A 23,010-nucleotide genomic window follows, 5' to 3' on the forward strand; every position below is an offset into this window, starting at 1 on the left:
GCCTGCCCCTGTTTCCACCCGGATCCCTGTCTTCTCCCAAATCCCAGGCCCGCTGCACCCGCGGGAGTAACCCTAAGCTTCGAGGACCACCGGAATGATCATCGGGCGGCGCCGAAGCTTGCGGTTGACCCAGGTCCCCACGATCCTGCGGACAACCTGCTGCAGTTGGTGCGTGGTGTGGTCCGCGTTGCTAAGCACTGCTTCTTCGAGAGCTGTGTTGATCTTGGGAATAATGTCATCGAAGACCGAGTCGTCCTCAGCCACTCCCCTGGCGTGGATTTCCGGCCCGGAAACCACCTTGCCGGTGGCCCGGTTGATGACCGTGATGATGGAAATGAACCCTTCATCGCCCAGGACACGCCGGTCCTTGAGGTCGGCGTCGGTGATTTCGCCGACGCTGGAGCCGTCCACGTAGACGAAGCCCACTTCGACCTGGCCTACGACGTCGGCCCGGTGGTCCTTGAGGTCAACGACCGTGCCGTTGTCCGCCAGCAGGATGCTGGCCTCCGGCACGCCGGACTCCTCGGCGATCTTTCCGTTGGCGATCAGGTGCCGGGTTTCGCCGTGGACGGGCATTGCGTTGAGCGGTTCGAGGATGTTGTAGCAATAGAGCAGTTCCCCGGCCGCGGCGTGGCCTGAGACGTGGACCTTGGCGTTGCCCTTGTGGATGACATTGGCGCCGAGCTTCAGCAGGCCGTTGATGATGCGGAACACGGCGTTCTCGTTGCCCGGGATGAGGCTCGAGGCGAGGATCACGGTGTCGCCCTGGCCCACCACCACGCGGTGGTCGCCGTTGGCCATGCGGGACAGCGCGGCCATGGGTTCGCCCTGCGACCCGGTGGACATCAGCACCACCTTGTTATCCGGCAGGGTGTCGATGTTTTTGAGGTCCACGAGGATGCCGTCCGGCACGTCCAGGTAGCCGAGCTTTTCGGCGATGGCCATATTCCTGACCATGGAGCGTCCCACGAACGCCACGTTGCGGCCATGCTTGGCTGCGGCGTCCAGGACCTGCTGTACGCGGTGGACGTGGGAGGAGAAGGAAGCCACGATGATGCGCTTCGTGGCCTGCGCGAACAGCCGCTCCAGGGTGGGGCCGATCTCTTTCTCAGCGGTGGTGAACCCGGGGACATCGGCGTTTGTCGAGTCGGACATGAAGAGGTCCACGCCTTCTTCGCCAAGCTTGGCGAAGTGCCGCAGGTCGGTGATCCTCCCGTCCAGCGGCAGCTGGTCCATTTTGAAGTCACCCGTGTGCAGCACGGTGCCGCCGGCGGTGCGAAGGAAGACGGCCAGCGCATCCGGAATGGAGTGATTGACGGCGACGAACTCGCACTGGAACGGGCCGAACTGCTCCACCTGCCCCTCGGTCACCGTCAGGGTGTAGGGCCGGATGCGGTGCTCCTGGAGCTTCGCTTCGATCAGGGCCAGTGTCAGCTGTGATCCCACCAGCGGGATGTCGCTGCGGAGACGGAGGAGGTAAGGTACGGCGCCGATGTGGTCCTCGTGGCCGTGCGTGAGCACCACGGCCACGACGTCATCCAGCCGGTCCTCGATGTAGGAAAAATCGGGCAGGATCAGGTCCACCCCGGGCTGGGTCTCCTCCGGGAAGAGGACACCGCAGTCAACGATCAGCAACTTTCCGTCGATTTCGAAGACAGCCATGTTGCGGCCGATCTCGCCCAGCCCGCCAAGCGGAACAATCCTTAGGGTGCCGTCCGCAAGTCGGGGAGGCGTAACGAGGCCGGGTAGGGCTACTTGGGTCATATTGCACTTCTTTCCAGGCGGAAGAGTGCCGGTCTCAGTCCGTCAGGAAAAGACCAGCCCTCCTTCCGCCAAATCCCCGCGGATGGTTTCGATCTCGGCTTCGTCCGGCTCCACGAGGGGCAAGCGGACAATCGAGTTGGGCAGGACTCCCTGCCATTTAAGAATTTGTTTGGCCGCGACGGCACCCTGGACGCGGGTCATTGTTGCGCGCACCACGGGCTCGAGCTCGAAGTTGATCTTGCGCGCGGTTCCGAGGTCGTTGGCGTTGACGGCGTCGATGAGCTCGCGGAAGCGGCGGGTGGCGACGTGGGTGGTCACGCCCACCAGGCCGACGGCGCCCAGGGCCATCCAGGGAAGGGTCAGGCCGTCATCCCCGGAGTAGAAGAGGAGGTCAGTCTCGGCCATGACCCGGGTGGCAGCGGTGAAGTCAGCCTTGGCGTCCTTGACGGCGACAATGTTCGGGTGCTGGGCGAGCCGGATCATGGTCTCGGGTGCGATCGCGATGGAGGAGCGGCCCGGGATGTCGTAGAGCATGACGGGCACGTCGACTGCCGACGCGATGGTTTCGAAGTGCGCCCGGACGCCGGCCTGGCTGGGCTTATTGTAGTACGGCGTCACGAGCAGGAGACCGTCGACGCCCAGTGCCGCTGCCTGCTGGGACAGGTGCACAGAGTGCGCGGTGTCATTGGTTCCGGTGCCGGCGATGATTGCGGCCCGTCCCCCAACCGCTTCCTTGACGGCGCGGAACATGCCCAGGTTTTCCTCGTCGGTGAGGGTGGAGGTTTCACCGGTGGTGCCGGTGACCACCAGGCCGTCGCAGCCGTCATCGACGAGCTTGCCGGCCAGCTCCGCGGCCTGCTGGTAGTCCACTTTGCCGTCCTGGGTAAAGGGCGTGACCATGGCGGTCAGGAGGGTTCCAAGAGCAGGAATGTTCGCGGGAGTTTCAGCCATGGGAAAAACGTTACCCTGTCACCGGCACGTTAGGACAATGGCGGGCGAGTGATGATGGTCAAAGTCGCGCCTGCCGTCAAGCGCGGCGGTCACAGATGGCGCGGGCCGCCCGGAGCCTTGCTGGAATCATTTCCGGCGCAGTACCGGCCTACAGCCGCTTCTCTGAGAGACTCTGCCCACGCCGCCAGGCGCTGGGCAGCCCGGACGTAATGGAACAGCTCCGTCGGTGTCAGCGCGTCGAGGTCAGTCTCGGACAGGCGGCGTGCCAGCTCTCCCCCTGGCGCCTGGGCAGAAAGAGGCGTGCCCTCCCGCTCCCATTGCACGTCCTCTGCCGGCTCTCCGGAGACAAGCTGCCGGAAGAGGTAGTCCACCACTCCCGGACTCATGGCCCTCAGCGGACCATCCGTGCCGCCCTTCTTCCCCGGCCCGGGGCTGCCCGGCTGATGGTTGCTTGAGGAGTAATCGCCAAAGGGTTGAACCATGCCGATAGATTATTCGAATATATGTTCGAATGCAATAGGCGCCTGCGTCAATTCCGGGACGACAAGCTGCTGCCCGGCTGAAGCACGCTGGCCGCACAGGTGAATGTGAGACGATCACATCATGACCTCGGGGAGCACGGCTGCATCGTCCAGAACATCGAAAGGCAAGGCAGCCTCCACCCGCCTCTCAGGCATTGACGCCGCCCGTGGCCTTGCCCTCTTGGGGATGATGGCCACCCACCTGCTGCCGACTTTCGAGGCGGACGCCAACCTGACCCCGACATGGATCGGGCTGACTTTTTCAGGACGGGCCGCGGCCCTCTTCGCAGTGCTGGCCGGCATCGGTCTTGCGCTGTCCACGGGCAAGAAACACCCCTTGGAGGGCAGTGCCCTCGCGGCTGCCCGGCGGGGCATAGCCCTGCGCGCCCTGGTGATCGCCGTCGTCGGACTGGCACTGGGCGGCCTCGAGGTCAACGTCGCGGTGATCCTGGTGCACTATGCCGTCCTCTTCCTGTGCGTTCTGCCGTTCCTCGGCCTGCGACTCAAAGCCCTGTGCGCCTGGACCGCCGGCTGCATCCTGGGCTCACCGGTGCTTGGCTTCCTACTGCGGCCCTGGCTGATGGCCGCGGAACCTCCGCTGCAGCTGAACCACAACCCGGGGTGGGAAGACCTGACCACGCCCGGCCAGCTGCTGGGCGACCTGTTCCTGACCGGCTACTACCCGGTCCTGCAGTGGCTTTCGTATCTGCTGATCGGCCTGATCATCGGCCGCCTCTCCCTGACGGCACCGGGGCTTCCGCTGCTGCTGCTGGCAGCGGGCACCGCCGTCGCCGCCTTCGCCAAGGTGCTGGGCACCGCGGCCATGGAGGCGTGGGGCGGCCGGGAGGCCCTGCAGGCAATACTGACGGACCCCAACTACCCGCTGGACAGCCTCCTGCAGGTGAATCTGGCCGGCGTCCGGCAGGAAGGTTCCTGGTGGTGGCTGGCCGGCAGCGCCCCGCACTCCGGAACCACCCTCGATCTGCTGCATACCAGCGGAGTGGCTGCCGCCGTCGTCGGACTTTGCCTTCTGGTGGGCAAGCTTGGCGAATGGCTGGACCTGGACCTCCTGCTGCCCCTCCGGGGCGCAGGGGCCATGACGCTGACCCTGTACACCGTGCACGTCTGGGTGGTGGCATCGTTCCACCTCAAGCCCCTGCCGGAGGGATGGACTGAGGACGGCATGTACTTCGCGCACGCCGCACTCGCCGTGCTCATCGGCATGGCCTTCGTGATCCTGAAGCGCCGCGGCCCCCTCGAATGGGTCGGCCATGCCGCCAACCAAGTGGGACGGCAGGAGCCGGACAGGGTGCGCTGAGGGCGTTGCACTTACGTGCGCCCGGGGCGGTTACCGCGCGAGTGCGCCGTTGGAGGCACGGAAAAGCCGCACCGCGTCCCGCATGGCAGAACGGGCGCGCTTGCGGTCCCCTGCTGCGTCGTAGGCGCAGCTGAGCCGGAACCAGGAGCGCCAGTCATCAGGGGCCGCTTCGGTCTCGGCGCGGTACTTCTCGAACTCCTCGTCTGCGGCGGCGCGGACAATCCTTCCCGCCGGGGTGCGGGGCAGGTTGTCCACCGGGAGGCCGCCTTCGGCCTCGAGAACCTTCGCCATCTGTTCCGTGCGGGCACCAAACAGCAGCTCGCGGATCAGGGCCCAGGCGCCGATCACCGGAAGGACGAGATACGCCGCCCCGATGGCGCGCGCCACCGGTTCAGGATCCGTCAGCAGGAGGAGAGAGCGCTGGAATGACACGACCAAATAGAACACAAGCAGGAGCGTGACGGCGCCTACCCAGATTTTGGTGCGGTTCTGCTTCAGCCGGCCGAAAAAGCGATTCACGGTCCCTACAGCCCCAGATCCAGATAGCCGTCCAGGCCGACCGTCAGACCGGGGTGCCGGGCGACGTTCCGCACACCCAAAAGGACTCCCGGCATGAAGGAGGCGCGATCGAAGGAATCGTGGCGGAAGGTGAGCTGTTCCCCCGGTCCCCCGAGCAGGACTTCCTGGTGCGCCACGAGGCCGCGGAGCCGGACACTGTGGACGCGCACGCCGTCGACGTCACAGCCCCGGGCACCCGCGAGCTCGCTGGTGGTTGCATCCGGGCTGGGATCGAGGCCGGCATTGGCACGCTCCCCGGCGATGAGCTGGGCAGTGCGGACCGCGGTGCCTGAGGGGGCATCCACCTTGTCGGGGTGATGGAGTTCGATGATTTCAACCGACTCGAAATACCTGGAGGCCTTGGCGGCAAAGGCGGAGGCCAGCACCGATCCGAGGGCAAAGTTCGGCGCAATGAGGACGCCCACGTCCGGCTTGCCGGACAGCAGGGATTGCAGCTCCGCGAGCCTGCCGGCGTCCCAGCCCGTGGTCCCCACCACGGCGTGCATGCCGTGCTCGACGGCGAAGCGGACGTTCGCTTCCGTGCTCTCCGGCACCGTCAGGTCCACGATGATCCGGGCGCCTGAGCTGCTGAGCGTATCCAGCGAATCGCCCCGGCCCAGGGCGGCCACGAGCTTCATATCGGAAGCTGCTTCGACGGCCTTGACTGCTTCGGCGCCCATGCGCCCGTGCGCGCCCAGAACGGCGACGGGGAGTTGTTCGGTCATGGCTTCAACCCTACCTTTTGCCCGGCCTGACAGTAGAACCGGGGTGCGCGTTACCCCCCGTGGATGACCGCCGCGACGGAAAGCCAAAGGCTGGGAAAACGGAGGGAGAACGGCGTATGAGAAGACTCTCAGACGAGTCTCATTCATGCTTCACGTTGACGGCCCATGATGGAAGCACCCAGGGGGCAGGGACAGAGACTTAGACGAGCTGAAGGAGGCCTCAATGCGTACGGAAATTCGCGGGCTGCACAAGTCATCAGCTTTGCAGGAATGGGAAACGGCCGTACCGGAGCCGCTGGCATGCGTCCAGCTCGGCAGCCCGGAACTGCGCCGGCAGATTGTGGACATCATCCTGGACGTCCTTTCCGATGCGGAACCCGTCCGTCCGGAGGTCCGTGAGCGGATGTTGCAGCACCTGGCCGAAAACCCCGGGCACCCGGAACGGGCCCTGCTGGACCACCTTCGGGACCCCGACCTCCGGACGGACGCGGCTCCCTCAGGGATTCTCGAAACCGAGGATGTGTGAGAGCAGGGCCTGCTCCGGGTTGCCCGGATACTCCATCAGCTGCCATAGAAGCCGCTGGCGGACCTCAGGGGACGTCGCCGCTCCAGAGACCACGTCTGCGATAACGTCCAGGACCTGACCGCGCAGGGACGGATCACCCCGGACCCGCGTCGGAGGACGTCTGTTCCCGTCAAATCCTCCGAACCCGTCCAGTCCTGTGGAACGGGCCGTTCTTCCGATGTCCCGCTTTTGCAGCGGCGTATCCTCCCGTGGTCCTTGGATTCCGGTCTCCGAGCCTGAGTCCGCCGGTTCCATTGGCCTATCCTTTCTGCTGCAGCTGCCAGTGCACCCCTCCGCACACTGCCGTGAGACCGGCCCGGGCAGGAGTCCGGGCCTCATCCGGAGCAGCCTGCGGGCCGTTTTCAGCGCCGCGGGCTCCTCCCGATGACTGTCATCGTGCCGCACATCAGCTACAGAAAGCCGGACCCCCGACCCCCTTTCCTGACCCCCCTGCTGTTCCCCCACCCGCGCTGCTCCCCCCAAAGGATGTTCCTGCCTTATAAGTGCTTCTCGGCAAAGACGCGGAGGGCGTCGCGGACGAAGCGCGCTCCCTGCTCGCCGCCGTAGTTGGCGGCGAAACGGGGGTCTGCCACGTACATCTCGCCAAGGCCGGTCACGTATCCCTTGCGGTCCCCTCCGGGGACGAATGCCGGTGTGCCAGGAATCGCCGAGAGCCACTCCACGTGCCGTCTGGCAAGCTCCTGCGCCGCATCGCTGTCCGCCGGCATGCCGGATTCTGCCGCCCGGATCCAGTCGCTGCCGAGTTTCTCAGCGCCCTGCCGCCAGGCCTTCTTCTCCTCGGCGCCCATGCCCTGCCACCAGGAATTTCCGGCGGCATACGCCTCCTTGCCCCACCGTTCCTCGACCTCGTCTTTGTAGAGGGTGTGGTCAAAACCGTCGAACATTTCTTCAGCCACGAGCTCTCCATCTCCTTTCAGCGCTTCCAGTGTTTGCCGGACGGAGGCAGCCTGCCGTGCAAGCCGTGCCTGCTCCTGCCGCAGCCACTCAAGGTGGTTGCCGAGCGCCCGGACGGCATCGGTTTCGTGCCTCAGCACGTCGGAAATCGCCGGCAGTCCCAGTCCGAGTCCGCGCAGGAGGAGGATCCTTTGCAGCTGCACGAGGGCAGCGGAGTCGTAATACCGGTAGCCGTTCTGTCCCGTCCGGGAAGGCTTGAGCAGCTCGATGTCGTCATAGTGGCGGAGCGTGCGGCTGGTTGTGCCGGCAATCTTCGCGATCTCCTGGATAGACCAGTCCACGTCCGCCCCTGTCCGTCCGCGGGCCTGCGGTTTGCGGCCCGACACAGCGACTCTAAAGGTTGACGCAACGGAAGGGTCAAGAGGTTGCCGCTCGCCCCTAGGTTCCCGACGCTCCTAGGCTCCGGCGCTGGCCCCTGCGCCGGCCCCTAGGCTCCCGCCCCGACCCACTCCACGGTGCCGTCAGTGAAGAACTGTTCCTTCCAAATGGGAACCTGTTCCTTGATCCGGTCCACCAGTTCCGAGCACACCGCGAACGCCTGCCCGCGGTGCGCGGCAGCCACGGCGCAGACCAGGGCAGGATCACCGATCTTCAGGTCACCCACCCGGTGAGCGGCCCAGATGCGCACCGGAGTACCCGGCTCTCCGCTGTCATCGCGGGAATGCTCGGCCACGAGTTTCGCCACGACGTCGGCAAGAACCCGGTGCGCCGTTGGATGCGCGGTGTAGTTCAGCCTGTCCACGCTCTTGCCGCCGTCGTGGTTCCGCACCACGCCGCTGAAGCTAACGACAGCCCCGGCGGTCTCCGACTCGACGGCAGCGATGGCCACATCGACGGAGATCGGTTCCTCGCTCAGTACGGCGTGCACAATGTCGAACGCCTGTTCAGTGTCCATGTCCGCCCTCCAGCTGGTCACAGAGATGCCCGATCACCGGATCCAGCACGGACAGTCCGTCCATGACGCCCTTGGGTGATCCGGGCAGATTAACGATGAAGGTTCTGCCGGCAGCGCCCGCATGCCCGCGGCTCAGCATCGCCAGCGGTGTCTTGGCAATGCCCGTCTGCCGGATCCCTTCCATGATGCCGGGAATTTCCCGGTCCAGCAGGGGCAGCGTCATTTCGGGCGTCCGGTCGTCGGGGCTGAGCCCGGTCCCGCCGCTGGTGATGACGACGGCGGGCTGCTGGGTGAGCAGGGCCCGGATGGCGGCACCTACCGGCTCCCCGTCAGGAACCACCATGGCCGGGAAGGCGTCGAAACCGTGCTCGGTGAGCCAGTCGATGATGACCGGCCCGGTCTCGTCCTGGTAGAGGCCGGCCGCTGCGCGCGTAGAGGCAATGACCACGCCGGCTTTCCTCCCCTGGACCTCCCCGTGGACGTGCGGTACTCCTGGCATGCTCACAGTGTCCAGTCCCCGCTCTTGCCGCCGCTTTTGGCAAGGACCTTGATGTCGGTCAGCACCGCGTGCTTGTCCACCGCCTTGATCATGTCGTACACGCTCAGGGCCGCGACGGAGGCCGCCGTCAGCGCCTCCATCTCGACGCCGGTGACTCCCCTGGTCTTGACGGTGGCCAGGATGCCGACGGTCTCGGGGCCGAGCTCGAAGTCCACGGTCACCTTCGAAATCGGCAGCGGATGGCACAGTGGAATGAGGTCAGGGGTTTTCTTAGCCGCCATGATGCCGGCTACCCGCGCAACGGCCATGGCATCGCCCTTGGGCAGCCCGCCGGTGCCGAGCAACGCCAGCACCTCCCGGGTGCTGTGGACCGTCGCGGTGGCTGTCGCCTCCCGTGTGGTTTCGGATTTTCCTGAGACGTCCACCATCTGGGCGGTGCCGTCGCTGCGCAGGTGCGTCAGTGCGGCAGGGTCATTTTGTGCTGTCACAGCATCCATACTTCCACTTCGGCGCCCTCATCGAGAGCGGAGACACCTTCGGGCACCTGTACCAGGGCATTTGATTGCGCCAACGCCCTGATCAAATGGGAGCCTTCGCCTCCCTTAAGCCGAACAGTACCGCCGGGCAAAAAGGTCCCGCGCCGCACCTGGTGCTTGCCCGCGGGCGACGTGAGCGGCTGCAGGAGCCGGCCGCGCACAACGGTTCTGGGTGCGGGCGAGCCAAACAGTTCACCGAGGACAGGGCGCAGGAACATCTCGAACGACACAAGGCAGCTGACCGGGTTGCCGGGAAACCCCAGGAGGGGCACGCCGTCGAACCTTCCGATGCCCTGTGGACCGCCGGGCTGCATGGCCACGTGGGCGAAGTCCACATCCTGGCCGTCCATCGCCTGGCGGACCACTTCGTAGGCTCCCTTGCTGACTCCCCCGGTGGTAACGATGAGATCGACCCCCGAATGGCTTCGCAGCAGGCGGCGGAGGGCCTCGGGATCATCCGTCGAGATGCCGGCCCTGGTCACGGCCAGCCCGGCCTGCAGCAGCGAGGTCTCCAACAGCGTGCCGTTGGCGTCGTAGATCTTTCCGTCGCCCAAGGGTCCGCCCGGTGCCACCACTTCATCTCCAGTGGTGACCAGCAGGACTGTCAGCCGGCGGTGCACCAGCACGTCGGGCAGGCCAAGCGCCGCGGCCAGGCCCAGCTGGCCCGGGCCCAGATGCGTGCCTGCGGCCAGGGCCGTCTCCCCGGCCTGGATGTCGCTGCCGGCCTGCCGGATGAATGTCCCGGGCGGCGTGGACGGCAGCTGCACTGTTGCCGCTGTTCCGGGAGCCGGAAACACGGCGGGAACCGCCCGCTCAACGGGAACGACGGCGTCCGCCCCGGGAGGAATCATCGCGCCCGTCATGATGGGAGCTGCTGTCCCCGCTGCCAGCCCGGCGGGACTGGCACCGGCCGGCACGGGAGCGGCGACGCGCAGGACCGTGACGCCGTCGAGCACGTCCTGGGAACGGATGGCAAAGCCATCCATCTGGGAGTTGGCGAAGGGCGGAAGATTCAGCGGCGCGGTGATGGTCTCGGCCAGCCCCCGGCCCAGGGCCTCGGTCAGGGGAACCCGCTCCGTGGGGCGGGAGGACAGCAGCGGCTCCAGGAGGTTCCGCACCGCCTGCCGGTGTTCGGCCACGCTGCGGTGCCTGGCAGCCGGAGCAGTGTCCGCTGCGGCAGTGTCGGCGGTTGCGGAGGCAGTGTCGGTTGCGGAGGCAGTGGCGTGCGGCTGCGGGTGACTGTGCATGGTCCTGCCTTAGGGAGCGCCGGCTATGGGTTTACGTCAACTCTAATGGTGTGGAAGCCTGTGGCGCCGTCCGGGGCAACGGATCGGCGTTCCTCCGTCTGGACGCGGCCGTTGAGGTCTGTGGCGCGCACCTGGACTTCATGCCGGCCCGGCTGCAGGTTGATTCCCAGCTTCCACTGGTACCAGGTGTCCACAGAAATGCCCGGCGCCAACTCGGCCTGCTGCCAGTCGCCGCGGTCCACGCGCAGCTCCACTTTCCCGATGCCCGTGTGCTGTGCCCACGCCACGCCTCCGAACATCAGAGCACCCGGACGGCCGGACCGGCCGTCACGGGGAACATCAATCCGCGAGGAAATCTTGATGGGTCCGCGTTCAGACCAGCCGCGCGGTGTCCAGTAGGCGACGTCGTCGGCGAACCGGGTGACCTTGAGTTCCGTGAGCCATTTCGTGGCGGACACGTATCCGTACAGTCCGGGGACGATCATGCGCACGGGGAAGCCGTGTTCGAGCGGCAGAGGCTCGCCGTTCATGCCGATGGCGAGCAGCGCGTCCCGGTGGTCCGTCAGGACTTCCAAGGGCGTGCTCGCGGTCCAGCCGTCCGAGCTTCTGGACAGGACCATGTCTGCGCCCGGCAGCGGGCGGGCCATGGCCAGCAATTCACGGACCGGCCAGCCGAGCCACAGCGCGTTGCCGATCAGGTCACCGCCCACCTCATTGGATACGCAGGCAATGGTCACGTACCGTTCCAGCAGGGGCTTCGCCTGCAGGGCCTCGAAGTCGAGTTCGACCTCCCGCTCCACCATGCCGGTGACTTTCAGCGTCCACTCGCGCGGATCGAGGACGGGGACGGAGAGCGCTGTGTCAATGCGGTAGAAATCGGGATTCGGTGTGACGAGAGGCTGCATTCCGTCCAGACCAATCTCGGCTCCGGGCGGAATCGCCACGGCCTGGGACCGGGGAGCAGGCAAATGCAGGGTGCGCCGGAGTTCGTTGACCCCCGCCGCCCCTCCCCGCCAGGCCGTTGCAACCGCCCCGCCCACCAGGACTGCCCCGCTTGAACCTCCGAGCAACGAGAGGAACCCCCGCCGCCCGTTTTTCGCGGCGTCCGGGCCGTTCGTTGCCGCATCCGGCCCGGCGTCCCGCCTGCCGTCCCGCCCGCTGGCCCGCCACGCACCGAGCCGGGCTATGAGGCTTTGCATCAGCAGTCCGCCGATGCCCGCTGCCAGCACCGGAAGGGCGACGGCGGGAACAGTCACCTGGGCGCGGGTCAGCACAGCTGCCACGCCGACAAGTCCGAAGACGGCGAACACGGCGGCTCCGGCCAGACGTCTGCGGAGTTCCAGCACGCCGGCGAATGCGGCCAACGCCGCGATCACCAGGGCCATGCCAGCCAGCAGCGCCAGCTTGTCCGCGGTGCCGAACAGCGCCACCGCCCAGTCCTTGACCACGGGCGGAACAACATCGATGACCACGCCGCCCACGGCCGTCATGGTGGACAGCGAAGGGCTGACGAATCCCGCGATGAGCTCGCTCGCCACCAATCCGGCACCTGCCGCAACAACTCCCGCGGCTGCCGCCCACCGGCGGGACGGGGCCACCGGAAGTCCTGATCCGGCGCGCGTTTGAGGGGCGGGAGCGCTTTGCTGTGCGGCCGCTGTCCCGGGCACGTCGGGCTGGGACTCGTTCACCCTTCCAGCATATGTTCGCGGCGGCGTCATGCGCGTGATGCTTTGGCCCAATCTGGCGTAGCCTGAATTCATGAGTGTTCAGCTTGGCATGCCGCAGCCCCGCGAAGGGAGCAGTCCGCTTGCCGACGCGCAAGGCACTGCCGGCGCACAGGGCGTTTCCGGCGCGCAGGGCATTCCGGCTGCTCGCCCGGCGGATGCTCCCGCAGGCCTGGCTGACCGCTATGGCCGACGCGCCACGGACATGCGCCTCTCCCTGACGGACAAGTGCAATCTGCGCTGCACCTACTGCATGCCCGCCGAAGGGCTGGAATGGCTGGCGAAGCAGGCGGTCATGTCGGCCGATGAAATCGTGCGCATTGTCCGCGTGGGCGTTGACCTGCTCGGAGTCCGGGAGCTGCGGCTGACCGGCGGCGAACCCCTGGTCCGTGCCGACCTCGTCGACATCATTGCGGCGCTCCGCCAGGAGCACCCGGACCTGCCGATCTCCATGACCACCAACGGTGTAGGCCTGGACAGGAAGGCCGCCGCGCTCAAAGCCGCGGGACTTACCCGGATCAACGTTTCGCTGGACTCCCTGCACGAGGAGACGTTCGCCAAATTGACCAGGCGCCCCTTCCTGGACCGCGTCCTTACGGGCGTGGATGCCGCCTGGGCTGCGGGACTCGGCCCGGTCAAGCTCAACGCGGTTCTCATGCGCGGCATCAATGACACCGAATCACCCGCGCTGCTGGCCTGGGCGTTGGAGAAGGGCTATGAGCTGAGGTTCATTGAGCAGATGCCGCTCGACGCCGACCACGGCTGGACCCGGCGGAACATGATCACGGCGGCAGAGATCCGCGAGCTGCTGTCCGCGGACTACGTCCTGAGCCCGGATCCCCGCGCCCGCGACGGCGCACCGGCGGAACGCTTCGAAGTACGGCATCGACCCGCGGGGCCGGTGTTGGGAACCGTGGGGATCATCGCCTCCGTCACCGAGCCGTTCTGTTCCGACTGCCGGCGCACCCGCATCACCGCGGAAGGCAAGATCATGAGCTGCCTCTTCTCGCGGGAGGAATTCGACCTGCTCGGACTGCTCCGGGCGGGCGCCACGGACCAGGAACTGGCAGAACGCTGGCAGGATGCCATGTGGCTCAAGCCCAAAGCCCATGGCATGGACCACGTGGGACTCGACGCTCCGGACTTCGTCCAGCCGGACCGCAGCATGAGCGCCATCGGAGGCTGAACCCTTGAACGTACGTTACTTTGCTGCCGCACGCGCTGCGGCAGGCGTGGAAGAAGAACGCTTCGACCTCCCGCCCGGGTCCACGGTGGAGGCCCTGCTCGCCGCCGTCCTCGACGTCGAACGTCCGGAGCCTCCGGCCGGAACGCCGGGGCTTGCCCGCATCCTTGCGCGCAGCAGCTTCCTGCTCAACGAAGTCGCGGTCCGGGACCGCTCAGTGGTCCTCTCCGAGGGCGACATGGTGGACGTCCTGCCGCCCTTCGCCGGCGGCTGAAGCCAAGCCCACGGCTGGCCCTTCTCCGGGGCTCATCCCAACTAAGTAGCAGCTCAGGCGGTTCTCAGGGCTGGGAACGGCCTGACGTGCTACTTAGTTGGGGCTCAAGGGGCTTAAGTGTCCGTTCGCGCTGTCAGGCGCGGCGGCAGACTGAGGTCATGAAGGGGCTGTAGTCGTGGGCGTCCCCCAGCCGGAGCTCGGTGGTGTGGATCAGGGTACCGTTATCCACGCGGAAGGTGTGCCGGGCGGTGCCGCGGTCGCTGTGCCGTTCGACTGTGAGCTTGGCATCGTGCCAGGCACCGCGGGCCGGAGCTTCGGGCGGCTTCCCCATGCTGTCCACGAAGTACCAGAGCGTTTCGCCGTGGTCGGGATCCACCGTGAAGACGCCGTGGCCTTCGAAATGCGTGCCGTCGGGCTCGGTGTGGCGGTACGTCTGCACCACGGCCAGCCCGCCGGCAGCCCTCGTGAATGTCACTTCAGCCTTGGCCGTCCGGGCCGGACCCCATGGCGACGCGGCCAGCTCGGTGGTTCCCAGCCAGTGCCCGACGAGCATCTCCAGCGCCTCGTGGGCTGTCCCCGGGTGAGGCTGGTCCATCGTTCCTCCGAGTGCGGTTCCGCGCGGTATCCATGCGCAGTGGGATCTGGCTCCATCATGGTCCTGCCCACCGGGGGTGTCCAGCGGCATCCCCAAGTCAGAAGCCGAAAGTTTCCGTCTCCTCGAACGGGCCCACTACCGTCACGGTCCGGGGCGCTGCGGCGAGTTCGCCGGCCAGTTCCTGGACCTGCTCTGCTGTCACGGATTTGATCAGCCGCAGGGTCTCATCGATGTCCTGGTACTCCCCGGAAACGAGTTCGGCGCGGCCCAGCCGGGACATGCGCGAGCCGGTGTCCTCCAACGCCAGAACGATGCCGCCGCAGAGCTGGCCCACAGCCTTGCGAAGTTCTTCCTCGGAGATGCCACCCTCGGCGAGGTTGTCCAGCTCCGCGCCCAGCAGTTCAAGGACCTGGCGGACCTTCGTGGGGGTGCAGCCGGCGTACATGCCGAAGTAGCCGGCGTCCGCGTAGGAGGAGGCAAAGGAATAAGTGGAGTACACGAGCCCCCGCTTTTCACGGATCTCCTGGAACAGGCGCGAGGACATGCCTCCGCCAAGCACCGCGTTCAGCACGCTCATGACGTACCGGCGTTCATCCGTGGCTACGATCGTGGGGCAGCCCATGATGATGTTGGCCTGTTCCACCGGGCGCTTAACCACGTGCATCCCGGCGGTCCCGGTGATCTCCGCGCGTTCCGTGGACCGCCGTTCCACCGGAGCCGCATCGGGCTCCAGCGGCCAGCCGGCACCGTGGAGTGCATCCACCACAAGGCGGCACACGTCGTCGTGATGCAGACCGCCGGCGGCGGTGATGACCAGTTCATCGGGACGGTAGTAGCGCCGGTAGTGGTCCCATACAGAGTCGCGGGCCACTGCCCTGATCGCGTCCGGGGTCCCGCCGATGGGCCTGCCCAGGGGGTGTGAGCCGAGAACCGCGGCGACAAAGTGCTCGTGCGCCACGTCCGTGGGGTCATCGCTGTCCATGGCGATTTCCTCGAGGATGACGTCGCGTTCCTGTTCCATTTCCGCCGGGTCCAGCACAGCGCCGGTGATCATATCCGCAATGACGTCGATGGCCATCGGCAGGTCCGTGTCCAACACGCGGGCGAAGTAGCAGGTGCTTTCCTTGGCGGTGGCCGCGTTGGATTCCCCGCCCACCTCGTCGAAGGCAGACGCGATTTCCAGGGCCGTGCGCCGCCGGGTGCCCTTGAACAGCAGATGCTCAAGGAAGTGGGTTGAGCCGTGCTGGCCGGGTGCCTCGTCCCGGGATCCCACTCCTACCCAGAATCCGATGGTGGCGGAACGCTGGCCGGGCATGGCCTCGGTCAGCACGCGCACCCCGCCCGGCAGAACGGAACGGCGCACTTCAGAGCCTCCGTCAGCTCCGTGGATCAGGGTGTCACCGTGGAGGTTCTGCGCCAGCGGCAGGGGTACGACAGTCATCAAGGCCTTTCAGGAAGCGGAGCCAAATCTGCCTGCAATCGTACCAGCGGCGCCCCGGGTCGTAGTCCCCAAAGGGCTGCCGGCAGAGTGTCAGGAAGTCTTAACGGGGGCGGAGCCGGTGGATCAACCACCGGCCCCGCCGTTTCATGCTGTGTGTCCCGGAAACCGGAACTGTTAGACGTCAGCGCCTTCAGCAGGCTCCGTCGTGTGGGCGCGCTCGGACTCGCCGGCGCCTTCCTCTTCAGCCACGACCGGCGACAGGGAAAGCTTGCCGCGGTCATCGATCTTGGTGATCTCCACCTGGATCTTCTGGCCGACCGAGACCACGTCTTCGACGTTGTCCACGCGCTTGCCGCTGGCGAGCTTGCGCAGCTCGGAGATGTGCAGCAGGCCGTCCTTGCCCGGGGTGAGGGAGATGAACGCACCGAAGGTGGTGGTCTTGACGACCGTACCCAGGTAGCGCTCGCCGATTTCCGGTACCTGCGGGTTGGCGATGGCGTTGATCGCGGAGCGTGCTGCGTCGGCAGACGGTCCGTCGGTGGCGCCGATGTAGACCGTGCCGTCGTCCTCGATGGAGATGTCGGCGCCGGTGTCCTCCTGGATCTGGTTGATCATCTTGCCCTTGGGGCCGATGACCTCGCCGATCTTGTCCACGGGGATCTTGACGGCTATGACGCGCGGAGCGAACTCGGAGAGCTCGTCCGGGGTGTCGATCGCTGCGTTGATGACCTCGAGGATATGCAGGCGGGCTTCGCGTGCCTGCTTCAGTGCTGCTGCCAGCACCGAGGCGGGGATGCCGTCGAGCTTGGTGTCCAGCTGGATGGCGGTGACGAACTCGGACGTGCCGGCCACCTTGAAGTCCATGTCGCCGAAGGCGTCTTCGGCGCCGAGGATGTCGGTGAGGGCGGCGTAGCGGGTCTGTCCGTCAACCTGGTCGGACACGAGGCCCATGGCGATGCCGGCAACGGCAGCCTTCAGCGGAACACCGGCGTTGAGCATGGACAGCGTGGAGGCGCAGACCGAGCCCATCGACGTCGACCCGTTGGAGCTGAGGGCCTCGGACACCTGGCGGATGGCGTACGGGAACTCCTCGCGGGACGGGAGCACCGGCACGAGCGCGCGCTCCGCCAGGGCTCCATGGCCGATTTCGCGGCGCTTCGGCGAACCGACGCGGCCGGTCTCACCGGTGGAGTACGGCGGGAAGTTGTAGTTGTGCATGTAGCGCTTGCGCGTTACAGGCGACAGCGAGTCAATCTGCTGTTCCATCTTCAGCATGTTCAGCGTGGTGACGCCCATGATCTGGGTTTCGCCGCGCTCGAAGATTGCCGAGCCGTGGACGCGGGGCAGAACCTCGACCTCGGCGGTCAGCTGGCGGATGTCCGTCAAACCGCGGCCGTCGATGCGGACCTGGTCCTTCAGGATGCGCTGGCGCACGACGTGCTTGGTGACGGAGCGGAACGCTGCCGACACTTCCTTCTCGCGGCCCTCGAACTGGCCGGACAGCGAAGCAACAACTTCGTCCTTCAGCTCGTCGGCTGCGTTGTCGCGCTCCTGCTTGTCGGCGATCTGGAAGACGGCGGTCAGCTTCTCGGCTGCAGCGGCCTCAACGGCGGCGTACACGTCGTCCTGGTAGTCCAAAAAGACCGGGAACTCGACGGTGGGCTTGGCGGCGCGGGCTGCCAGGTCCTGCTGGGCGTCGCAGAGGGCCTTGATGAACGGCTTGGCAGCCTCGAGGCCCTCGGAAACGACCTCTTCGGTGGGAGCGGTGGCGCCCTGTTCCTTGATGAGGTTCCAGGAGTTGTCTGTGGCTTCGGCCTCGACCATCATGATGGCGACGTCATCGCCCGCAACGCGGCCGGCAACGACCATGTTGAACACGGAGTTCTCAAGCTGGGAGTGCTTCGGGAAGGCAACCCACTGCGAACCCTGCTCGTCCGCCACGAGGGCAACGCGGACGCCGCCGATCGGACCGGAGAACGGCAGGCCGGAAAGCTGGGTGGACATCGAAGAGGCGTTGATCGCCACGACGTCGTACAGCTCGTCCGGGTTGATTGCCAGCACGGTGACGACAATCTGGACCTCGTTGCGCAGGCCCTTAACGAAGGCCGGACGCAGCGGGCGGTCCATCAGGCGGCAGGCCAGGATAGCTTCCGTGGACGGGCGGCCTTCGCGGCGGAAGAACGAACCCGGGATGCGGCCTGCGGCGTACATGCGCTCTTCGACGTCCACCGTCAGGGGGAAGAAGTCAAAGCCTTCGCGCGGGTGCTTGCCGGCGGTCGTGGCGGAAAGCAGCGCAGTGTCTTCGTCGATGTACACCATGGCTGCGCCGGCTGCCTGCTTGGCAAGACGGCCGGTTTCGAAGCGGATTACGCGCTTGCCGAAGCGGCCATTGTCAATGACTGCTTCTGAGAACTGGATTTCGGGACCCTCCAAGAGAGTCACCTCCGTTTCTTGGTTAACGGAAGTCCAGCCGCATCAACCCAGTCCAGCATCTGTCTACTGGCCTGCACTGCACCCGGTCATCGATCGAGACCCACGGGCCGGCTTCTGTCAGCGAAGCTTCCCGGGGATCACTACCGAGGACCGCGAATGCGTGATGCGGTTGATCCTCCTGTTGAATTTTTTAGTGCAGAAGGCGGCCCGTTCCCAGCGGGAATGGGCCGCCCCCTAAGTCAGACTAGCGGCGCAGGCCGAGACGCTCAATGAGCGAACGGTAGCGGGCGATGTCAGTCTTCTTGAGGTAGGTCAGCATGCGCTTGCGACGACCGACCATGGCCAGCAGACCGCGCTGGGTGTGGAAGTCGTGCTTGTGCTCCTTCATGTGCTCAGTCAGATCCTTGATCCGCTGGGTCAGAACCGCAATCTGGACCTCCGGCGAACCGGTGTCGCCCTCGGACGTTGCGTATTCCTTGATGATGGACTGCTTTACGGCGGCGTCAAGTGCCACAATAACTCCTAGAGATGTGCCGTGAGGCCCGAGTCAGAAATTTACTGCCGGGTGTGCAGGCGCGGACGGTCCCGTCAACAACAGGCTGTCCGCACGAAACAGGATCCAGCAACCACGGACTGCAGCCGGATCCTCGGTTAGTTTACCGGCCCTGTCGCAATCTTGTCGAAACGCCCACCAATGACCCGAGCGGCGTCAGTGCCCGGCAGCAGGTCCCGGATGGCCGCCATGCCGCGGTGCAGTTCGGCGAAGCCGGTGCTGAGCGGCGAAAGACCGATCCTGATGCCCGACGGCGCGCGGAAGTCCGGGATCACGTCGCTGTTCCACAGGGCGGCCGTGACTTCCCGGAACGAGGGATGGTCCAGGGTGATGTGGCTGCCGCGCTGCCCGGGGTCGCGCGGCGTGGCGAGCCTGACGCCGGCGGGAGCCAGCCACGCGTCGTGCAGCTCCACTGCAAATTCCGTGAGCTGCAGCGACTTTTCCCGGATCGCGGTCATCCCCACCTCCTCGATCAGGTCCAGCGTGCCGCGCATGGCGATCATGCCGAAGATGGCCGGCGTTCCGCTGAGGAAACCGCGGATACCGGAGGCGGCCTCGTAGCCGGGGCCCATCTCGAACGCGTCCTTCCGGCCCATCCAGCCCCAGATGGGCTGCGCCAGACCGGGCAGGTGCCGGGCGTTGACATAGGCGAATGCGGGCGATCCCGGTCCGCCGTTAAGGTACTTGTAGGTGCAGCCGGCGGCGAAATCAACACCGGCCGCGTCCAGCCCGATCTCCACTGACCCCGCTGAATGGCACAGGTCCCACACAACCAGCGCGCCGGCGTCGTGCACTGCCGCCGTGATGCCCGGCAGGTCCGCGAGGAACCCCGAGCGGTACGCCACATGGCTGAGAAGCACGACGGCGGTGGCCGGCCCTGCGGCCTGCCTCACCTGGTCAAGGGTCACGCCGGTGGCCGGATCGGCCTCGATCCAGCGCAGCGCCAAACCTTCCTCCCGGGCGATGCCTTCGACAAGGTAGCGGTCCGTGGGGAAGTTGTCCGTGTCGAGGACGATCTCGGTCCTTGCGGGGTCGTTGACGGCGGCAAGAGCGGCGCGGATCAGTTTGTACAGCACAACGGTGGTGGAGTCCGCGACGATGGTCTGGCCCGGGGCGGCGCCGAGGACTGCACGTCCCAGCTGGTCCCCGATGGCCTGGGGCATCTCCAGCCATTCCTCGTCCCAGCCGCGGATCAGGCGGCCGCCCCAGCCGGCGTGGATGAAGGCGTTGATGTCATCTGCAGTCCGCTTCAACGGGCGGCCGAGGGAGTTGCCGTCCAGGTATGACAGGTCCGTCTCAGTGCCGATGAAGCGCTCCCGGTAGGCGGCGAGCGGATCCTGCGCATCGAGCAGGAATGCGCGCTGGAGGAGCGTGTCGTGGGTCTGCTGAATCGCGTCGATGTCCCGGGTTCCGTCAAGGGCGGTCATTGGCCAATCTCCGTCCGCACAGCAAACAGCTCAGGGAAGAACGTGAGTTCGAGGGCCTTCTGCAGGAACGCCACGCCGCTGGAGCCGCCGGTCCCGGTCTTCATTCCGATGGTCCGCTGCACGGTGCGCAGGTGCCGGAACCGCCACAGCTGGAAGTTGTCCTCAAGGTCCACGAGCTCCTCGCAGGCCTCGTAAGCGCCCCAGTTGTCGGCGGCATTCTCGTAGATGTGCTTGAACAGCGGAACCAGCCCGGGCGTGAACTCGTGGGCGCGGGTGACATCGCGGCTGAGGAGCTGGGCGGGGACGTCGTGGCCCTGCCGGTGCAGGTAGGCCAGGAACTCGTCATAGATGCTGGGCGCCTCGAGGACCTCGGTGAGCAGCGCGTGGGCCTCGGGGTCCGATTCAAACACCGGCAGCATTTTCCGGTTTTTGTTGCCCAGGACGAATTCCACGGCGCGGTACTGGCTGGACTGGAATCCGGAGGAGTTCCCGAGGAAGCCCCGGAACTGCGAATACTCCGTGGGCGTCAGCGTGGCCAGCACGGACCACTGTTCGGTGAGGGTCTTCTGGATGTGCTTGACGCGGGCGATGCCCTTCAGGGCCGTACCCAGATCGTCTGCGCGGAGGTGGGCGGCGGCGCTGCGCAGCTCGTGCAGCACCAGCTTGAGCCAGAGCTCGGTGGTCTGGTGCTGGATGATGAACAGCATCTCGTCATGGTGTTCAGGTGTGCTGACGGGCTGCTGCGCGCTCAGCAGCGTGGGCAGCTGAAGGTACGCCCCGTAACTCATCCTGGAACTGAAATCACGGACGATCCCCTTGTCCAGTTTCCTGGTGTTCTTCTCAACGGTCACAGCGTTGCCTTCCTTGCCAAGTACTGTGTGGGGCTGACGGATCAGCGCCGTTTGAGGAGGATGTCGTGGGTCTGCACGACGTCCTGGCGCATCTGCTCCACAAGGGCCTCGGGCCCACGGTACGCCACCATACCCCGCAGCCTGGCGACGAACTCCACCACTACTGTCTGGCCGTACAGATCGAAGTCCTCTATGGTTTCCTCGGGGCGGTCAATGACATGGGCTTCCACCTGGCGGCTGACGCCGTCGAACGTGGGGTTGGAGCCGACCGAGATGGCAGCCGGCCACCGGGTGCCTGCCTGGTCCACCAGCCAGCCCGCATAGATCCCGTCGGCAGGAATGTAACCGCTGGCGTCATGTGAAAGGTTGGCGGTGGGAAATCCCAGTGCCCGGCCGCGGGCTGCACCGTGGACTACCTCACCGCGCATCTGGTGCGGGCGTCCCAGCACCGCGGCAGCCGTGGCGACGTCCCCTTCCATCAGCGCTTCACGCACCCAGGTGGACGAACAGCGGCGGTCCTTGCCGCCGTCGTCATGGAGGGGAAAGCCTTCCGAACCGAATTCACTAATGACGAGCACCTCGAAGCCGAACTCAGCCCCGAGCTTGCGCATGGTGTTCAGGTCTCCGGAGTTGCCGCGGCCGAAGCGGGCGTCATGGCCGATGACCACATGGCTGGCGTGGAGGGCGTCGACCAGGACGGTGCCCACGAACTCTTCGGGGGTGAGGCTGGCGAGTTCGAGCGAATACTTCATCACCAGGATGGCATCGAGGCCGAGCTCTCCCAGTGCCAGGAGCTTGTCCTGCAGTCCCATGATGAGTTCAGGCGCCGACTGGGGCCGGTGCACCTGGGCGGGGTGCGGATCGAACGTGACGGCCACGGACCGTGCCTTGTTGAGCCGGGCGGTCCGGATGAGCTGGGACAGCACCTGCTGGTGACCGCGGTGCACGCCGTCGAAGTTGCCGATAGTGACAACGGAAGGACCGAAGTCTTGTGGAACTTCGGTCGGATCGTTCCAGATGTGAACCATCAACCTCGCCTTTTACTGCCTGACAGGAACTCCCGTGCGCCGCCAGGGCGCCGGAACTCTCCTAGATTACCCGCAATCACCGCAGTCCACGGACGGGCCGGGACGGCCTGCTCTGGCTGAGGACAGCTAAGCGGCAGGTGCCGCCGGCCGCCGTCGGTAGAGCCATATCAGTCCCAGGACGGGCAGGATCAGCGGGATGAAGGCATAGCCGCGGCCGAACAGGGACCATACCGTCTCATGCGGAAACGCGACGGCGTCGAACACGCTCAACGCTCCCACGACCACCACGCCCACCAGCTCGACGAGCACGGCAATGAGTGACACGCGGAACCATGCCCGCCCCGGCTTGGCCAGCGAAACCGTGGCGACCACATAGACGGCGGCGGCGAAGGCGGACAGCAGGTACGCCAGCGGGGCCTCGGAGAACTTGGTGAGGATCTGGTACCCGGCGCGCGCTGTTGCCGAGATGGCGAACACGGCGTATACGGCGATGAGGAGCCGTCCGGGGCCGGTGTTGCGGGTGTTGCCGGTCCCGCGGGGATTGCGTTCGGTGTGGGCGGGAGTTGCGGTCACGTCGGGTGCTTCTTCCACGTCAGTACCAGATTTGGTTCATTCGGGCGGCCATGACCAGGGCTGTGACCCCGACGGCCGCAAGGACAAAATTGCTCCAGCGGGTGCGTTCCAGGACCGACCAGTACACCGCCGCAACGGGCAGCAACAGGGCGGTGCCGAGATACCCCCAGAACTCCCAGGCCTCCCCTGCAATCGGCTCCCCCGCGATGACACGGATGATCGAGCCGACGAGGTACACCAGCAGCGCAAGTTCCACCGCGGCCACCGACAGGATGGTGATGTCGTTCGGTGCCTTTTTGAGGATCCCTGCCACCGCGCAGATGAGGGTGGACAGCAGCCCGACCACCAGGATGATGTAGAAATAGGCGTCCAAG

Annotated in this window: 25 protein-coding genes; 4 read left to right on the forward strand and 21 right to left on the reverse strand. The window is 66.2% G+C overall.

What is annotated here, in order from left to right; genetic code table 11:
* Positions 1 to 72: 72 nt before the first annotated feature.
* The 3 genes from ACIP9X_RS10075 to ACIP9X_RS10085 form a co-directional block, all read right to left on the reverse strand.
* Positions 73 to 1,764, reverse strand: coding sequence for a ribonuclease J (locus ACIP9X_RS10075; protein WP_400479597.1), 1,692 nt, complete (start codon positions 1,762 to 1,764; stop codon positions 73 to 75).
* A 42-nt stretch (positions 1,765 to 1,806) separates the two neighbouring features.
* Entirely contained in the window at positions 1,807 to 2,715 is a 909-nt protein-coding gene (gene dapA, locus ACIP9X_RS10080) for a 4-hydroxy-tetrahydrodipicolinate synthase (RefSeq protein WP_400479598.1), read from the reverse strand.
* A gap of 89 nt (positions 2,716 to 2,804) precedes the next feature.
* Positions 2,805 to 3,197, reverse strand: coding sequence for a hypothetical protein (locus ACIP9X_RS10085; RefSeq protein WP_400479599.1), 393 nt, complete (start codon positions 3,195 to 3,197; stop codon positions 2,805 to 2,807).
* 121 nt (positions 3,198 to 3,318) lie between these two features.
* Here ACIP9X_RS10085 and ACIP9X_RS10090 point away from each other — a divergent pair, with 121 nt between their 5' ends.
* On the forward strand, positions 3,319 to 4,554 hold the full coding sequence (locus ACIP9X_RS10090) for a heparan-alpha-glucosaminide N-acetyltransferase domain-containing protein (protein WP_400479600.1): 1,236 nt from the start codon (positions 3,319 to 3,321) through the stop codon (positions 4,552 to 4,554).
* A gap of 30 nt (positions 4,555 to 4,584) precedes the next feature.
* Here ACIP9X_RS10090 and ACIP9X_RS10095 read toward each other — a convergent pair whose 3' ends face one another.
* Together ACIP9X_RS10095 and dapB are read right to left on the reverse strand one after the other, a co-directional pair.
* Positions 4,585 to 5,073 (reverse strand): hypothetical protein, encoded by a 489-nt coding sequence (locus tag ACIP9X_RS10095; RefSeq protein ID WP_400479601.1) that lies wholly within the window; start codon positions 5,071 to 5,073, stop codon positions 4,585 to 4,587.
* A gap of 5 nt (positions 5,074 to 5,078) precedes the next feature.
* Complete coding sequence (gene dapB / locus ACIP9X_RS10100) at positions 5,079 to 5,837, reverse strand: 4-hydroxy-tetrahydrodipicolinate reductase (protein WP_400479602.1); 759 nt, start codon at positions 5,835 to 5,837, stop codon at positions 5,079 to 5,081.
* A 223-nt stretch (positions 5,838 to 6,060) separates the two neighbouring features.
* On the opposite strand from dapB, the gene ACIP9X_RS10105 reads away from it, so the two are divergent.
* A complete protein-coding gene (locus tag ACIP9X_RS10105; RefSeq protein WP_400479603.1) occupies positions 6,061 to 6,363 on the forward strand; it encodes a hypothetical protein in 303 nt (100 codons plus the stop codon).
* Here the strand turns inward: ACIP9X_RS10105 and ACIP9X_RS10110 are convergent.
* The 7 genes from ACIP9X_RS10110 to ACIP9X_RS10140 all read right to left on the reverse strand — a co-directional run bounded on the left by ACIP9X_RS10110 (position 6,334) and on the right by ACIP9X_RS10140 (position 12,044).
* Positions 6,334 to 6,657, reverse strand: coding sequence for a hypothetical protein (locus ACIP9X_RS10110; RefSeq protein WP_400479604.1), 324 nt, complete (start codon positions 6,655 to 6,657; stop codon positions 6,334 to 6,336). The genes ACIP9X_RS10105 and ACIP9X_RS10110 overlap by 30 nt on opposite strands.
* 242 nt (positions 6,658 to 6,899) lie before the next feature.
* Entirely contained in the window at positions 6,900 to 7,658 is a 759-nt protein-coding gene (locus ACIP9X_RS10115; RefSeq protein ID WP_400479605.1) for a MerR family transcriptional regulator, read from the reverse strand.
* Positions 7,659 to 7,804: 146 nt separating this feature from the next.
* Positions 7,805 to 8,272, reverse strand: coding sequence for a molybdenum cofactor biosynthesis protein MoaE (locus ACIP9X_RS10120; RefSeq protein ID WP_400479606.1), 468 nt, complete (start codon positions 8,270 to 8,272; stop codon positions 7,805 to 7,807).
* On the reverse strand, positions 8,262 to 8,771 hold the full coding sequence (locus tag ACIP9X_RS10125) for a MogA/MoaB family molybdenum cofactor biosynthesis protein (protein WP_400479607.1): 510 nt from the start codon (positions 8,769 to 8,771) through the stop codon (positions 8,262 to 8,264). Before ACIP9X_RS10125 ends, ACIP9X_RS10120 begins: the two co-directional genes overlap by 11 nt.
* A 2-nt stretch (positions 8,772 to 8,773) precedes the next feature.
* Positions 8,774 to 9,268 (reverse strand): cyclic pyranopterin monophosphate synthase MoaC, encoded by a 495-nt coding sequence (gene moaC, locus ACIP9X_RS10130; RefSeq protein WP_400479608.1) that lies wholly within the window; start codon positions 9,266 to 9,268, stop codon positions 8,774 to 8,776.
* Positions 9,256 to 10,554: a gephyrin-like molybdotransferase Glp gene (gene glp / locus ACIP9X_RS10135; protein WP_400479609.1), complete on the reverse strand. Its 1,299-nt coding sequence runs from the start codon at positions 10,552 to 10,554 to the stop codon at positions 9,256 to 9,258. Before glp ends, moaC begins: the two co-directional genes overlap by 13 nt.
* A gap of 23 nt (positions 10,555 to 10,577) precedes the next feature.
* On the reverse strand, positions 10,578 to 12,044 hold the full coding sequence (locus ACIP9X_RS10140; RefSeq protein WP_400479874.1) for a molybdopterin-dependent oxidoreductase: 1,467 nt from the start codon (positions 12,042 to 12,044) through the stop codon (positions 10,578 to 10,580).
* A 268-nt stretch (positions 12,045 to 12,312) separates the two neighbouring features.
* On the opposite strand from ACIP9X_RS10140, the gene moaA reads away from it, so the two are divergent.
* Both moaA and ACIP9X_RS10150 read left to right on the forward strand, forming a co-directional pair.
* On the forward strand, positions 12,313 to 13,464 hold the full coding sequence (gene moaA, locus ACIP9X_RS10145) for a GTP 3',8-cyclase MoaA (RefSeq protein WP_400479610.1): 1,152 nt from the start codon (positions 12,313 to 12,315) through the stop codon (positions 13,462 to 13,464).
* Between the two features lie 4 nt (positions 13,465 to 13,468).
* A complete protein-coding gene (locus ACIP9X_RS10150; protein ID WP_400479611.1) occupies positions 13,469 to 13,735 on the forward strand; it encodes a MoaD/ThiS family protein in 267 nt (88 codons plus the stop codon).
* A gap of 133 nt (positions 13,736 to 13,868) precedes the next feature.
* On the opposite strand, the gene ACIP9X_RS10155 is transcribed toward ACIP9X_RS10150, so the two are convergent.
* The 9 genes from ACIP9X_RS10155 to ACIP9X_RS10195 all read right to left on the reverse strand — a co-directional run bounded on the left by ACIP9X_RS10155 (position 13,869) and on the right by ACIP9X_RS10195 (position 23,009).
* Positions 13,869 to 14,330, reverse strand: a complete 462-nt coding sequence (locus ACIP9X_RS10155; RefSeq protein WP_400479612.1) for a DUF1579 family protein — start codon at positions 14,328 to 14,330, stop codon at positions 13,869 to 13,871.
* 97 nt (positions 14,331 to 14,427) lie between these two features.
* Positions 14,428 to 15,771, reverse strand: coding sequence for a M16 family metallopeptidase (locus ACIP9X_RS10160; RefSeq protein ID WP_400479613.1), 1,344 nt, complete (start codon positions 15,769 to 15,771; stop codon positions 14,428 to 14,430).
* 174 nt (positions 15,772 to 15,945) lie between these two features.
* A complete protein-coding gene (locus ACIP9X_RS10165; RefSeq protein WP_400479875.1) occupies positions 15,946 to 18,204 on the reverse strand; it encodes a polyribonucleotide nucleotidyltransferase in 2,259 nt (752 codons plus the stop codon).
* A gap of 244 nt (positions 18,205 to 18,448) precedes the next feature.
* A complete protein-coding gene (gene rpsO, locus ACIP9X_RS10170; RefSeq protein WP_400479614.1) occupies positions 18,449 to 18,718 on the reverse strand; it encodes a 30S ribosomal protein S15 in 270 nt (89 codons plus the stop codon).
* Positions 18,719 to 18,855: 137 nt separating this feature from the next.
* Positions 18,856 to 20,184, reverse strand: a complete 1,329-nt coding sequence (kynU, locus tag ACIP9X_RS10175; RefSeq protein WP_400479615.1) for a kynureninase — start codon at positions 20,182 to 20,184, stop codon at positions 18,856 to 18,858.
* A complete protein-coding gene (kynA, locus tag ACIP9X_RS10180) occupies positions 20,181 to 21,035 on the reverse strand; it encodes a tryptophan 2,3-dioxygenase (protein ID WP_400479616.1) in 855 nt (284 codons plus the stop codon). Before kynA ends, kynU begins: the two co-directional genes overlap by 4 nt.
* A 41-nt stretch (positions 21,036 to 21,076) precedes the next feature.
* On the reverse strand, positions 21,077 to 22,063 hold the full coding sequence (locus tag ACIP9X_RS10185; RefSeq protein ID WP_400479617.1) for a bifunctional riboflavin kinase/FAD synthetase: 987 nt from the start codon (positions 22,061 to 22,063) through the stop codon (positions 21,077 to 21,079).
* Positions 22,064 to 22,189: 126 nt separating this feature from the next.
* Positions 22,190 to 22,636 (reverse strand): hypothetical protein, encoded by a 447-nt coding sequence (locus ACIP9X_RS10190; protein WP_400479618.1) that lies wholly within the window; start codon positions 22,634 to 22,636, stop codon positions 22,190 to 22,192.
* Positions 22,637 to 22,655: 19 nt separating this feature from the next.
* Positions 22,656 to 23,009: a hypothetical protein gene (locus ACIP9X_RS10195; protein ID WP_400479619.1), complete on the reverse strand. Its 354-nt coding sequence runs from the start codon at positions 23,007 to 23,009 to the stop codon at positions 22,656 to 22,658.
* Position 23,010 lies beyond the last annotated feature (1 nt).

The sequence above is a fragment of the Arthrobacter sp. NPDC093125 genome (assembly GCF_044754225.1).
Classification (GTDB): Bacteria; Actinomycetota; Actinomycetes; order Actinomycetales; family Micrococcaceae; genus Arthrobacter.

Coding starts and splice junctions, on each gene's coding strand:
- ACIP9X_RS10110 (WP_400479604.1), bottom strand. CDS start 6,657: ATGGAACCGGCGGACTCAGGCTCGGAGACCGGAATCCAAGGACCACGG.
- ACIP9X_RS10185 (WP_400479617.1), bottom strand. CDS start 22,063: ATGGTTCACATCTGGAACGATCCGACCGAAGTTCCACAAGACTTCGGT.
- ACIP9X_RS10090 (WP_400479600.1), top strand. CDS start 3,319: ATGACCTCGGGGAGCACGGCTGCATCGTCCAGAACATCGAAAGGCAAG.
- ACIP9X_RS10155 (WP_400479612.1), bottom strand. CDS start 14,330: ATGGACCAGCCTCACCCGGGGACAGCCCACGAGGCGCTGGAGATGCTC.
- moaC (WP_400479608.1), bottom strand. CDS start 9,268: ATGGATGCTGTGACAGCACAAAATGACCCTGCCGCACTGACGCACCTG.
- ACIP9X_RS10075 (WP_400479597.1), bottom strand. CDS start 1,764: ATGACCCAAGTAGCCCTACCCGGCCTCGTTACGCCTCCCCGACTTGCG.
- ACIP9X_RS10160 (WP_400479613.1), bottom strand. CDS start 15,771: ATGACTGTCGTACCCCTGCCGCTGGCGCAGAACCTCCACGGTGACACC.
- dapA (WP_400479598.1), bottom strand. CDS start 2,715: ATGGCTGAAACTCCCGCGAACATTCCTGCTCTTGGAACCCTCCTGACC.
- ACIP9X_RS10140 (WP_400479874.1), bottom strand. CDS start 12,044: ATGACGGCCGTGGGCGGCGTGGTCATCGATGTTGTTCCGCCCGTGGTC.
- ACIP9X_RS10085 (WP_400479599.1), bottom strand. CDS start 3,197: ATGGTTCAACCCTTTGGCGATTACTCCTCAAGCAACCATCAGCCGGGC.
- ACIP9X_RS10125 (WP_400479607.1), bottom strand. CDS start 8,771: ATGCCAGGAGTACCGCACGTCCACGGGGAGGTCCAGGGGAGGAAAGCC.
- dapB (WP_400479602.1), bottom strand. CDS start 5,837: ATGACCGAACAACTCCCCGTCGCCGTTCTGGGCGCGCACGGGCGCATG.
- kynU (WP_400479615.1), bottom strand. CDS start 20,184: ATGACCGCCCTTGACGGAACCCGGGACATCGACGCGATTCAGCAGACC.
- glp (WP_400479609.1), bottom strand. CDS start 10,554: ATGCACAGTCACCCGCAGCCGCACGCCACTGCCTCCGCAACCGACACT.
- moaA (WP_400479610.1), top strand. CDS start 12,313: ATGAGTGTTCAGCTTGGCATGCCGCAGCCCCGCGAAGGGAGCAGTCCG.
- ACIP9X_RS10105 (WP_400479603.1), top strand. CDS start 6,061: ATGCGTACGGAAATTCGCGGGCTGCACAAGTCATCAGCTTTGCAGGAA.
- ACIP9X_RS10120 (WP_400479606.1), bottom strand. CDS start 8,272: ATGGACACTGAACAGGCGTTCGACATTGTGCACGCCGTACTGAGCGAG.